Here is a 12,570-nt window from a genome sequence, read left to right on the forward strand (position 1 = left end):
AATAGAATAACCTAGATTTGAGTATACTATTTTTTTTATAAGGATAACAATACGAAATATCCATTTAATCAGCTAGTTATGTTGTTAAAAAGTGGATTTTAGAGCTATTTTACTTCACTTATCAAAATAATGTGATGACCCAACCACCAATTGCCCCGGCAGCAACAATAACCCAAGGAGGGACCTTCCAAAACACGAGCAGGCTAAATAAAATGGCTGCAAATACAAAATCAATTGGAGATAATATCGAGCTAGTCCAAATTGGATGGTACAATGCTGCAATTAAAATCCCCACCACAGCAGCATTTATACCCATTAATGCACCTTTGATTTTCGGGTTTTGCCGCACCATGTCCCAAAAAGGGAGGGTGCCTAGAATTAACAGAAATGCAGGTAAGAAAATAGCAATTGTAGCGATCATTCCTCCTAGCCATCCATTCATTACTGCACCGATATAGGCTGCAAATGTAAATAATGGACCAGGTACAGCTTGTGCTGCTCCGTAACCAGCTAAGAAGCTTTCTTCACTAATCCATCCAGTTGGAACAAATTCACGCTCAAGTAAGGGGAGGACGACATGCCCACCTCCAAATACTAAAGAACCGGATCGGTAGAAACTGTCAAACATCGCAATCCAATAGGATGAGGTGGTTTCTCGTAAAATTGGCAATAAAATTAATAAACTGATGAATAAAATGAGGCATCCAATAGAAAATCCCCGTGATAAAGGAAAATTTATTTTCACTGCATTTTTTTCATGATTTTGTTTAAATAGAACTAATCCAATTAGTGCTGAAAGTACAATAATCACAACTTGAGTAAAGGCGGTTTGCCACAAGAAAGTAGCTGCTAGTGCAAATAAAGAGATGGCTTTTCTGCTTAAATCTGGGGCTAGTTTCTGCCCCATTCCCAAAATAGCATGGGCAACAACTACTACTGCAACAATCTTTAATCCGTGAATCCATCCTGCTTCTCCAATATTATAACGATTAAGCATAAGAGCAAATAATATTAAGACAGTTACTGAGGGCAAGGTAAATCCAATAAATGATACAATTCCTCCTAATAAACCAGCTCGCATCACTCCAATACCAATACCAACTTGGCTGCTTGCAGGTCCAGGCAAGAACTGACATAAGGCAACTAAATCAGCATAGCTTTTTTCATCCATCCATTTCTTTCTTCGAATATATTCTTCATGAAAGTACCCTAAATGGGCGATAGGTCCACCAAATGAAGTAAATCCGAGGCGTGTTGAAATGATAAGAATTTCCAAAATAGAATTAATATAACTTACGGATCTTTGCTTTTCCATAGGTGATCACCTTCTTGTTTGTATTTTATTATTGCACTGCTCTATAGTTTCTATAAATGCAGGCAAGCAATATTAAAAATATAGCATTTGATCAGTTCCAAATAAGATTATTCAATAGAAAATTTACAAAATCTTTACATTGTAATATAGCCTATATGATTGAATAAGAAGGGAATGATTGACAAATGTCGAATTTTTAACACTAGGAGATTTGTTTCTTATAAATTGATTGAAAACGAAGGTAGGGTTATGAATGATAACTTTTCCATTTTTAGAAAAGGGAACAACGATTGGTGTTACTGCACCATCCTCTGGGGTAGAACCAGAACTGCATGAACTGATTAAACAATCGTGCAAAAGGATGAAATCAAAGGGGTTCGAAATTACATGCGGAGATTCCATTTGGACTCAAGACAAAGCCAAATCTGCTTCAGCAAAAAAACGTGCTAAAGAATTTAATGAGATGATGGCTGACAAAAACATTGGCCTGATCTTTCCGCCTTGGGGCGGGGAGTTGCTAATTGAAATTCTACAAGAAATTGATTTTAACAATATACAAGACAAGTGGGTATTAGGCTATTCGGATACGAGTGTATTATTGCTGGCCATCACTTTAAAGACTGGGCTTGCAACTGCTCATGGAACAAATTTAATCGATTTAAGAGGGGAATATTCAGACGAAACGACAGCAATGTGGGAGAAAGTGCTTTCGACAAAGCATAATGAATCTGTCCTGCAGCATTCGTCTAGCAAATATCAAGAAAAGTGGCAGCATGATCATCCTGCTCCATGTGTATTTCATTTAACAGAATCAACATTTTGGAGAACGATTACAAATAAAAAGGTTAAGATGCAAGGAAGATTAGTAGGAGGCTGTATTGATGTTATCCGACATTTAATAGGCACACCATTTGGGGATGTACGAAGCTTTAAAGAAAATCATATAAATAATGAGCCTCTTCTTTGGTATTTTGAGAATTGTCAATTGACTACCACTGATTTAAGAAGAACATTAGTGCAAATGAACTTAGCTGGCTGGTTTGAAAGTTGTGCTGGGATTATGTTTGGCAGAAGTGCAGCGAATTTGCCTGTTGAAAATTATACCATTGAGGATGTTTATCTAGAACTTTCCCAAGAACTCCATATACCAATTGTTTATGATATCGATTGTGGTCATGTTCCTCCACAAATGACTTTCATTAATGGTTCGTTTGCTGAGGTAATTGTGGAGGAAGGAAAGAGTACCGTACGACAATACTTTAGATAATAGATTATATGTTAGGAGGTATACAATGAAACGAACAGGATTTATTCGTCCAACCGTTTATTATGATGAACGTATTTCGACAATTGATGAACAGCTATGCCATTTAATACGAAAAAGGAAAGAGCTTTCTTATAATAACCCTGGCTTTCCACCAGACAAAAATATATCTAAATGGGCTAAACAATTTGATCTGTATGAAGACTTGTTGAGATCGATATTTGGAACACTGAGAATGGATGACGATTTTAAGCCTCGTGTGGAGCCGCATAACTTTATTAAGCATATCCCCATCTTGAAATCTGTTGAAATCGGCGTGAATTTATATACGGTCACATTTATACGGCAATTTGAAAATGCAAGCGTTGTCCAATTAGATATCAATTGGGACGGTACGAACGATTCCCATGAAGATCTACATAATCATCCTACCTTTGAAATGAACATAGGAGAGCAATACGATTGCCGGTGGAATGGAGGAAGAGGAGGTACAGGTCGTTATTCACAAGAATTTATTGTCTCCCCTCCAATTCCGGATAACCCATCAGGGCTCACATTCATCTTTAAAGAATACAGCTCCCTTTTTAAAGATAAACCAACTGGAGTTGAAGTGAAGATTTATTTAGAGTAACGTTAAAAATAAAATTGGACTAGACAAGTTTGTGAGGGACATATGATGCAATTTTATATTAGAAAAATGACTGAACATTTTGCGATTGAAATACTTAGTTGGAAGTATGAAGCCCCTTATGATTTTTATAATAATGACCTTTGTTCAGAAAATATTCGAGAATTACTAGATGATAAGTATTATGCAGTGATAAATGAAAAGGATCAGTTATTTGGGTTTTTCTGTATAGGCAGCTCTGCCCAAGTTCCAATCGGCTCAGAATATGGGGCATATACGGAGGATCATATCGATATAGGGCTTGGGATGAAACCAGAATTTACTGGTAAAGGCTATGGGGATTCATTTTTTACTTATATCCTTGAATATATTAAGAAGACCTATAATGATAAAAACATTCGTTTAACAGTGGCCAAGTTTAATCACCGTGCGATACATTTATATGAAAAATTAGGATTTAAAAGGAGGGCTGAATTTGCTAATAATTCAACTCTTTTTATAACAATGATAAATGAATAAAAAAGTTTTTAAGAAAGGAATGGTCTCCATTCGATCAAAAGTTAATTATCCATTCGTCTATTTTTTTATGGAGCCAAATGTCGTGTTTGTTTATAAAATTGAAACGAATGATTATTTAACCGTTTCAACAGTGAGTAACAGAGGAAGTTGGGAGACATATGAATTGAATCATCCCGAAGAATTTAACACCTTTATCCATGATGAATGGGAACCACTTGTAGGGCGGGGGTATTTAATTCAACAAGAAGATACATACAAGATGACAAAATTAATTAATAAGCAAATTCAAAAGCACAGTGTAAAAAACAAAGAACCCGTTCACATTGTTTCAACAGAATCGGCTGCTGGAACCATCAGATTTAGTCTGGATCGTCCAAAGAAAGTGCTGGCATTTTCAGATTTTTTTTCCTATGGACCATTGTGGAAGCTGAATAGGGAAAAAGGGCAGGCTTACCGAAAAGAATGGCTGTTTGACAATATAAACATCGAGTTTCAGGATGATTATGAAAACGAAATGAGATTTACAAATACATTACTAGAAATAGAAGACATAGAAGAGAAATCTCCTATTTATGTGTGGGTTGGAGATAATGCGTATGAACAAACGGGAGTCCGGTTGATCCTCCAGCTTCTTAGCGGGAAAGAAAATTCTGTCAATCTAATCAATTCGACAGAACTTTATGTTAAATTCATTGATGAAAAACAGCCAATATATCATACTAGTCAAATGACACCTGATCAAATAAAGCATATTTTCGAACAAGGCAAAGACAGTAACCCATTATCTCAAGCTGATCGTGATCAATATGTACGAGAATGGGAAGCACTGGCCCAAACACGGGAAGTCTTACGCTTATGGCGGAATCACGAATTAATTAGTGTTTCTGAAAATTATTATGATTCCCTGATCATTCATACAATTGAAAAACTGCATCGAGAACAGGAGAATAAAGACTTCATCAAAGCAGCTAAAGTGATTGGTGTAATGCTTGAACAGATGATGGAAGAATGGATTGGCGATTCCTTCTTAGAATATCGTATTAGATATTTAATATACAATGGAATACTCGAGTTAAAGGGTGTGCCTAAATCGATGAGACACTATAGTGTGAAGTTAAGGTGATAAAAATATCCAAGGGGAATCATCTGATGAATCCAATAAATATCATGGCATTAGGATTACCATTTGTCATTGTCGTATTAGTAATAATAGGATTTTATAAAGTGTTTGTAAAGAAAAAAAGTGTGACGACTTTTTATACTCCATTCGATAAAATTACTGGTCAAACGGAAGTGGAATTTCATGAAGAACAAGAAATTCTTGCTGAGGACGAGGGAGAGGGCGATGATAAAGATCGGTAAAAGGTGCTGGAATTCTGGTATCTCCAATAAAATGAAGAGTTGTCCAATAAGTCTATTTTCCAGACTATCGGACAGCTCTTTTTTTATTTATTGATGGTGCAATAAGTGTGCAATCATATATAAATATTTATAGAGGCTATTCAATTAAATCATCTTTCGGCACGAACCAAAAAGCAGCTGTTATAGAAAGAAATACAATAATAAATGGTGCATAAAAAATCATAAAATAACTCATAATATCTCTCCTTTATGGATGATTGCTTTGTTTTCCCTGTACATATTCCTTATTAAATAAAAATAATCTAAGAAGAAGGATCAGCGAAGGAATTAATAAAGCAAGCCCTGCAATGAAAGCAATGATTAGTGCTGTTGCCATAGCTTCATTGGTGAAACTGTCATAAATAGTGAGATGTGTATACAGTAAATAGGGATAATGAGAAATGCCATATGCGAAAAAAGCAAGCGCAAATTGGCCGGTTAAAAGACCAAATGCCAGCCCGTATCTTTGTCGTTTCCATAATAAATATACGGTTCCAATAAATAATACGAGTGATATTGCAAATAACCACCATAAATGAATTAAGCGCGTGTAATGTTCATAATTATGTCCGTGCATTTCAACGATAATTCCAGTGGCGGTAAGGATACATGGCCCTGCCCAAATTAGAGCATATTTACGCATTAGTTCAGCTGCATGAGCATCATTTGCATAATCTGCATACCATGTCAAAAAAACAGCTGAAATATATAATACGGCTGTCAAACTTAAGACAACAATACTCCAGCTTAATGGACTCGTAAAAAGCTTTAAATAATCGAGGGCTGGACCAGTTTGCTCCATAGCGACAAAACCGCCTTCTGATATAGTTATGACAATGGATAAAGAAGCCGGTATAAATAATCCTGATACACCATATAAAAAGACATATATATTATTTTTAAGTCCCCCATAAGTTGTAAATGCATAATAGGAGCCTCGAATAGCCAGCAAAATGATCGCTATGCTAACTGGTACGAGTAAAGTTGTCCCATAATAATACGCGGTTTTTGGAAAAAAGCCGACAATTCCAACAAAGAAGAATACAAGAAAAACATTCGTAACCTCCCAAACAGGGGATAAATATCTTTGAATAATTCTTGTTAAAATATGCTGCTTTCCCCTATATAGACTATAGGCATTAAAAAATCCAGCACCAAAATCAATGGAAGCAACAATAATATATCCAAAAAGGAAGAACCATAGAACTGATATACCGATCACTTCTAATGTCAATACAGTTCACCTGCTTCCTCTGCCTCTCGATCAGCTAACTCCCGTTCAATGGTGTTTTTCCTAAACATTCTTGAAAGGACAATGATACTTCCTATTCCTAAAATAATATATAAACTTGCGAATAAAATAAGCATCGTATCCACTTGATCACTTGATGTTGCAGCATCCTTTGTTTTCATAATTCCTCTTAAAACCCATGGCTGACGCCCAACCTCGTCAAGCCACCAGCCTGCTTCAATCGCCAAAATGGAAAGCGGACCTCCTATGACAACTAACGATCGATACCAATTCGAACATACGAATGTCCATTTTCTCCATAACCCGACTATATACGCGATAGACAATACAAACATAAACATGCCAATCGTAACCATCGCATCGAACAAATAATGTATATATAATGGTGGTGTTTCATCCTTATTAAAATCATTAAGCCCAATGACTTCGGAACTAGGATTTCCGTGTGCTAATATACTTAGAGCATATGGGATTTTGAAAGCATATTTCACTTCATTATTTTTAAGGATTCCATATAGAATTAATGGAGCTTTTCCCTCAGTTTCAAAATGCCACTCTGCTGCAGCTAATTTTTCTGGCTGATATTCTGCCAAATACTTGCCAGAGAAATCACCAATAATAACCGTTGCAATGGTAAAGATTAACCCAACCTTCATTGTGAAGAATAATGCCTTTTTATGATATACATGATTAGATCCTTTCATTAAGCGAAACGCAGCGATCGATGCGAGTACAAACGCCGAAGTCATATAAGCGGATACAAGAACATGCGCAATCTTAGTAGGCATCGCAGGATTAAACATAGCTAGCAAAGGTTTAATATTAACCAAATGACCATCTATAATATCAAAGCCCTGTGGGGTATTCATAAATGCATTTACAATTGTTATAAAAATTGCAGAAAATGAAGCACCAAGAGCAACAGGAATAAGAAGCAGCAAATGTTTTTTCTGATTTTCAAACCGATCCCATGTGTATAGATAAATGCCAAGAAATATCGCCTCAAAGAAAAAGGCAAATGTCTCCATAAATAACGGCAGGGCAATTACATTCCCAGCAAGCTCCATGAAGTTTGGCCATAGAAGCGAAAGCTGTAAACCTATCGCTGTGCCAGTAACAACACCAACAGCTACTGTTATCACATAGCCTCGGGTCCATCTTCTTGCTAATAGAATATAATGATCATCCTGCTTCTTTATTCCAACCCATTGAGCCATCATAATCATAAGTGGGATGCCTACCCCAATCGTGGCATAAATAATATGGAAGGACAAAGTCATTTCAGTTAAGATCCGACTAAAAAAAACGGCTTCTTCATTACCCATTTCAAAATCTCCTTTTCTTATCCTGCAAAAACGCGACCTATAAATGATAATCCCATAATCATGGCAACAATAATTACCAGCCACGTTAATTTTCTTTCGTGATTTTTATACATAAACTTATACACTCCTTCATTCTTTTCCCTTTATATATCATTTTCCAAAAGGTGGTGTTTGATTTAAGAAAGAATATTGAAATAATTTTATGATGATTAGGATTTAGAGGAATGAAAAGATTTCAGAAAATACCATAATCTGTTAGAATTGATATAAACTGCTCTTCTCAGCGGTTACAGTCAAGAGAGTACGATAATAATAGTTAATAGCGGGCTGGAAAAGGAGAGTCAAGACGATGAAACCGAAAGTATTATTGTTTATTTTTAATGGGTATTGCGAATTTGAAATCGCATCTGCTATTTCAATGTTAAGAGATACTCACGATTTACATACATTTTCATTAAAAAAGCTCCCTTGTTATTCAGAAGCTGGATTAATAACTATGCCTAATTTTTCCATTGATGAAATTAATCCGAATAAGTACGAAATTTTAATTATCCCGGGTGGAGATTTAAAGCCAATTGCAAATGCAGAAGAATTATTTGTATTAGTTAACAATTTTTTTAATTTAGGTAAAAATATTGCTGCAATATGCAGTGGTGTATATGTTTTAGCAAAAGCAGGAGTCCTAAATAACTTATCTTATACTGTTACATTATCAAAAGAACAAAGAAACTTTTTAGGTGTTTTTGATGAAAGAAATTATCGTTATAAAGAAATTGTAATACAAGAAAATGTGATAACTGCGCAGGGGCATGCCTATGTTGAGTTTGGAATCCAAGTAGCTAAAATGGTAAGAGAAACTAGTACAGAAATAATAGAGTTCTATCGTGGAGAAAGAAATAGATTAATGGAAGCTGATGAATAATGATTAGTCACAAGAGAATTAGGATATTATAGACTCTTATGAATTTATATCAGTTATGAGGATGTCAATAAACTAACTTAAGGAACGCAAATATATGAACATAACAAATACAGAGTTAGAGAAATTAAGACTAAAAGTTACCAATATTTTAATGCATGAAAAGAAATGGAAAATTGAAAAGATACAATTGATTGGCAGTGGAGTTATAAATGCGGTATTTTTGATTACCGAAAAGGAGAGAGGATTGCTTGCAGTTAGAACGCCTTGGAGAACAGATGAAAGCATGATGGACAACAATTCAAGCGGAATTATTTCTTTACAAAAAGAGGCTGAGATAGCAAAGCATTGTTATGGACATGAAATTCCCGTTCCAAAGATACATGAGCTTTATTTTAGCAATGAAATTAACTTTCTAGTCTCAGAGTTTGTAGCTGGTGATGATAATGAAATTTCATCTTTTGATGTGGGGAAGTTAACATCAAAAATACATAAGATACCTACAAATGGCTTGTCAATTATTGACCAGAAAGAACAAACATTAAGTAAAATTATTTCTGAAAGAATAAGAGATCGAATCGTGTCATTAAGAAAACTAGTATATACAGAACTTATCATCCCAGATTCGGTGGCTTTGGAAGCGATTTTAAATACTTCAAAAATTCCTAATTGCCTTTTGCATCTCGACGTTAGAAGATCAAACATAATAGCAAAAAACGGAATCATTCAAGCGATAATTGATTGGGATAATGCATTTATCGGGAATCCAATCATGGAATTAATGAGAATTTCTGAAACACAAGAGTTAGACTGGACAGAGTTTTTAAAAGGATATGACGGAGAAGAATTACTTAAAAATACGGAAAAAGTAATTCAATCAATATATCGTCTTGATACAGCCTTAATGCTCTCTTTATTGTTTATTTCGTTTTTACATGATAAAGAAAAAGGTGAATACTATATGAATCGTGTTCAGTTGTTAATCAATGACATAAACAAATGCCTTTAAAGTCTCCAAACGTTGGTTGATTGTATTAAACAAAAATAAAAAATTTTAAGATAGGAGTGCTATATTTTGACCAAATGTGACAGCTGTCATTCTCCATTTAGCTGGAGTAAAATTTATAAGGCTAATTTGTTGTATAGTCCTGTTCAGTGTGATCATTGCAGCTCTAAGCATATGATAACTTTTCCTTCAAGACTTATAGTAACCGCATTTACTGTTTTGCCTTTTATATTATTTTGTTTCTTTTTCTCGCCATTTAACAGTATTTTTTTAACTTTGATTATAGGGTTATTCATAACTTTTCTTGGTTCATTGCTTGCACCTTATGCAGTAAATTATAAAAAATTACAAAATACGATTACAAATATTTAAATGTCTCTTTGATAGAAAATTGGGCAAGTATGTATATCCATGCAAAGCAAAATTTCTTAAAGTTTAATGAAACTTCCCAATGGGATGATCGTACATTTTAGTAAAATATTGTAACTTAGGAAGGTGAACTGTTTGGATAGCAAGAGAAAAGAAAAAAACATAACATGGTTAATAGTCGTTTTAATAGCAACACTTGCTGGCTCAATTGGTTTTATGATTTTAGGCTATTTCAAAATAGGATTAGCATCAGGTGGAATATGTATGTTCGTAGCAACATTTCTTGCTGAATGGACACGAGATAAAAGCACCGTATATATACATAGAAAAGAGTATAAAAGGTGAAGGAGGCTGTTTGTAAATACAAGCATATTTTACTGAATATTCTTTCTTCAGGTGTATATCTAATCAGCACAAACTAGATTTTTTTTTCCGTAATTATCCAATCATAAACCTTTTCTTATTCATCCAAAATAAGATGGCTTGTTCAATCAAACAAGGGGGATGATTACGGTTGAAATGGCATAAAAGAATGCTTTCTTTGTTGCAGCAGCAGCAAGGTAAAAAAGTTGCATTGTGTGTGGATACATCGACAAATGAAGTTCCGAAGATCCTGATTAATAATATTGTGAAGCTTTTTGAACAACTAAAACCTGATACATTATTAGTTCAAGCAGATTTTAAAATAAGAAGCATTACCCCTATAAAAAGTGATACGATTAAATATTACACACATGGAAAATCTTCGTACACACTCGTACTTGAGTGGGCACAAGAAGAAAAAATTGATACACTTTTTTATATTACAGATGTCACTGGTTTTATTCCAGATGAAATGAATACTGTGGATTTTGAGTTATATTGGCTTGTTCCTGATGATTTTATCCCGCATGTTCCATTTGGGAAAGTGATTAAGGTAGCTTAACAGAAAAGATCCCTCATTAAAAGTGAGGGATCATTTTAGTTAGCTATATATATGCTGCTGTTTTTTTTGATAATCTTTATAAATCAAATGCCATTTTCTGAATTTTGTCCATGCTTTTTCAAAGTCAGGCTGGATAATCGACAGTTGGACCCAGCCTCTTTCAGCCAAGTAAGCACTCTTATAATGCAATTCAAAACCTGATAGGGCTGCATCCTCTGCCATATATTGATCATCCTCATTTCCTTTTAAGGTGACAATCATTGGATACCCTTCAGTTGTTAAAAACGACATTTCTTCTTCATTCTCCGCAGCAAGAAGTTGTTCATACCTGCTTTGCAACAGTGTATAGCGCTCATCATCTTCATATGCATGAAGTGCTTGCTCAAAGCTTTTAAATAGCTGGGAAGAGTAGGTGAAAGGAATATTACCATTTGCATACAAACCTAAATCAAGATAGGAAGGCAAATTCTTGTCGCTTTCTATCACATGATTGGAAAATACAACGGCAATTCCGCTCATCGTTCCAATTGCTTTCCCGCTAACTCCTGTTGCTAAATATACATCAGCTAAAGAGAAGGGCAATGAACCAAATGAACTCACACAATCCATACATAGTTTGACCTTATATTTACGGCATAGCTGCTGAATCAATTGTAAATTATTAAGCATACCGGTCGAAGTTTCACCATGAGCCATTAAGAGCCATTCATATTTATTACTTTCTAGCTTTTCATTCATTTGAAACTCATTAAATGGCTCGCCCCATTCATATGAGAGTAAATCGTATTTAAGATTCCATCGATCTGCTTGTGCTTTTAAACGTTCTCCAAATGCCCCGTTCGTAAGAATTAACCCTTTTCCAGACAATCGGCTGATTTGCCCAACCATCGCCTCGTTTGCAAGTGTGCCGCTGCCAGTCAATACGTGTACATGTTTAGCCTTACTCATGGTCAGAAGACGATTTTGAACTCTTTTTAACGAAACTGAGAAATCATATGAACGGTGAGAAATTGGCTCTTCTAATAAAGCAGCACGTATATCATCCGTTAATTGAACAGGTCCCGGGAAAAAGGAATACGTCTTTTGCTTTAATCTTGCAGCAACAGATTGTTCATAACGAGCTCTTGTTAGAACCATAGGAACAAATTGTGCACCATCAGAACCAACTGGCTCTGAAAAAGCTTCAAAACCCATTTGATCATATAGTTTTAATTCGCGTACAGTTCCAGATATCACTGCAGCACTATACCCTTTTTTATAAGCATAATCGGATAAGGCCCCAGTAAGCATAAAGAATACACGCCCATTCCTGTGTTCTTTCCTGACGGCAAGAAGCCGGATCTCACAAAGCTTACCAGTTAACGCATTCTCAGATAACAGATTTTCAACAGGGCCAAGCTTCTTATCTAAAGAGAAGGGACGTTGATCACGTATCGCGATCATTCCTACAAGCTCCTGATCTTTTAATACAATAATATATTGATTTTCATTATGGAATGGATCCACACGCACTCCATTGGGATCTGGGGCATGCTGTGGAATCTCTTCTACAAAGGTTTCATAGTTTAATTTTGCAATTTCCGCAAACTCTTTTTCAGTACGTGCAATTTTACACCAATACATTTGAAAAACCTCTCTTTTACAAAG

The 12,570-nt window shown here is 35.2% G+C and carries 15 protein-coding genes; 10 read left to right on the plus strand and 5 right to left on the minus strand.

Annotation, left to right across the window (positions count from 1 at the left end):
- Positions 1-121: 121 nt before the first annotated feature.
- Entirely contained in the window at positions 122-1,315 is a 1,194-nt protein-coding gene (locus C1726_RS23435) for a chromate transporter (RefSeq protein ID WP_102275361.1), read from the minus strand.
- 253 nt (positions 1,316-1,568) lie between these two features.
- Between C1726_RS23435 and C1726_RS23440 the strand changes: the two genes are divergently transcribed.
- The 5 genes from C1726_RS23440 (at position 1,569) to C1726_RS23460 (ending at position 5,088) form a co-directional block, all read left to right on the plus strand.
- Complete coding sequence (locus C1726_RS23440) at positions 1,569-2,582, plus strand: S66 family peptidase (protein ID WP_102275362.1); 1,014 nt, start codon at positions 1,569-1,571, stop codon at positions 2,580-2,582.
- A gap of 25 nt (positions 2,583-2,607) precedes the next feature.
- A complete protein-coding gene (locus C1726_RS23445; RefSeq protein ID WP_102275363.1) occupies positions 2,608-3,210 on the plus strand; it encodes a hypothetical protein in 603 nt (200 codons plus the stop codon).
- Between the two features lie 45 nt (positions 3,211-3,255).
- Positions 3,256-3,726 carry a GNAT family N-acetyltransferase gene (locus C1726_RS23450; protein WP_102275364.1) on the plus strand — a complete coding sequence of 157 codons (471 nt, stop codon included), beginning with the start codon at positions 3,256-3,258 and terminating at the stop codon, positions 3,724-3,726.
- An 82-nt stretch (positions 3,727-3,808) separates the two neighbouring features.
- Positions 3,809-4,849 carry a DUF1835 domain-containing protein gene (locus C1726_RS23455; RefSeq protein WP_180968281.1) on the plus strand — a complete coding sequence of 347 codons (1,041 nt, stop codon included), beginning with the start codon at positions 3,809-3,811 and terminating at the stop codon, positions 4,847-4,849.
- 26 nt (positions 4,850-4,875) lie between these two features.
- The gene (locus C1726_RS23460; protein WP_102275366.1) at positions 4,876-5,088 is read left to right on the plus strand and encodes a DUF3951 domain-containing protein; all 213 of its coding nucleotides are present in this window, start codon (positions 4,876-4,878) and stop codon (positions 5,086-5,088) included.
- A gap of 136 nt (positions 5,089-5,224) precedes the next feature.
- On the opposite strand, the gene cydS is transcribed toward C1726_RS23460, so the two are convergent.
- From cydS to C1726_RS23470, 3 genes are read right to left on the minus strand one after another with little or no spacing between them, the layout of a single operon-like run.
- A complete protein-coding gene (gene cydS, locus C1726_RS27005) occupies positions 5,225-5,323 on the minus strand; it encodes a cytochrome bd oxidase small subunit CydS (protein WP_407642063.1) in 99 nt (32 codons plus the stop codon).
- Positions 5,324-5,335: 12 nt separating this feature from the next.
- On the minus strand, positions 5,336-6,361 hold the full coding sequence (locus C1726_RS23465) for a cytochrome d ubiquinol oxidase subunit II (RefSeq protein WP_102275367.1): 1,026 nt from the start codon (positions 6,359-6,361) through the stop codon (positions 5,336-5,338).
- Positions 6,358-7,704, minus strand: a complete 1,347-nt coding sequence (locus C1726_RS23470; protein WP_102275368.1) for a cytochrome ubiquinol oxidase subunit I — start codon at positions 7,702-7,704, stop codon at positions 6,358-6,360. Before C1726_RS23470 ends, C1726_RS23465 begins: the two co-directional genes overlap by 4 nt.
- Before the next feature lie 349 nt (positions 7,705-8,053).
- On the opposite strand from C1726_RS23470, the gene C1726_RS23475 reads away from it, so the two are divergent.
- From C1726_RS23475 to C1726_RS23495, 5 genes are all read left to right on the plus strand, one after another.
- Entirely contained in the window at positions 8,054-8,626 is a 573-nt protein-coding gene (locus tag C1726_RS23475; protein WP_102275369.1) for a DJ-1/PfpI family protein, read from the plus strand.
- Positions 8,627-8,720: 94 nt separating this feature from the next.
- A complete protein-coding gene (locus C1726_RS23480) occupies positions 8,721-9,632 on the plus strand; it encodes an aminoglycoside phosphotransferase family protein (RefSeq protein WP_102275370.1) in 912 nt (303 codons plus the stop codon).
- Between the two features lie 66 nt (positions 9,633-9,698).
- Positions 9,699-10,001 (plus strand): TIGR04104 family putative zinc finger protein, encoded by a 303-nt coding sequence (locus tag C1726_RS27010; protein WP_180968282.1) that lies wholly within the window; start codon positions 9,699-9,701, stop codon positions 9,999-10,001.
- Between the two features lie 132 nt (positions 10,002-10,133).
- Entirely contained in the window at positions 10,134-10,343 is a 210-nt protein-coding gene (locus C1726_RS23490) for a hypothetical protein (protein ID WP_102275372.1), read from the plus strand.
- A gap of 169 nt (positions 10,344-10,512) precedes the next feature.
- Positions 10,513-10,923: a vWA domain-containing protein gene (locus C1726_RS23495; protein WP_102275373.1), complete on the plus strand. Its 411-nt coding sequence runs from the start codon at positions 10,513-10,515 to the stop codon at positions 10,921-10,923.
- A 39-nt stretch (positions 10,924-10,962) separates the two neighbouring features.
- Here C1726_RS23495 and C1726_RS23500 read toward each other — a convergent pair whose 3' ends face one another.
- The gene (locus tag C1726_RS23500; RefSeq protein ID WP_102275374.1) at positions 10,963-12,546 is read right to left on the minus strand and encodes a GNAT family N-acetyltransferase; all 1,584 of its coding nucleotides are present in this window, start codon (positions 12,544-12,546) and stop codon (positions 10,963-10,965) included.
- Positions 12,547-12,570 lie beyond the last annotated feature (24 nt).

This window comes from Cytobacillus massiliigabonensis, assembly GCF_900199725.1.
GTDB classification, from domain to species: domain Bacteria; phylum Bacillota; class Bacilli; order Bacillales; family Cytobacillaceae; genus Cytobacillus; species Cytobacillus massiliigabonensis.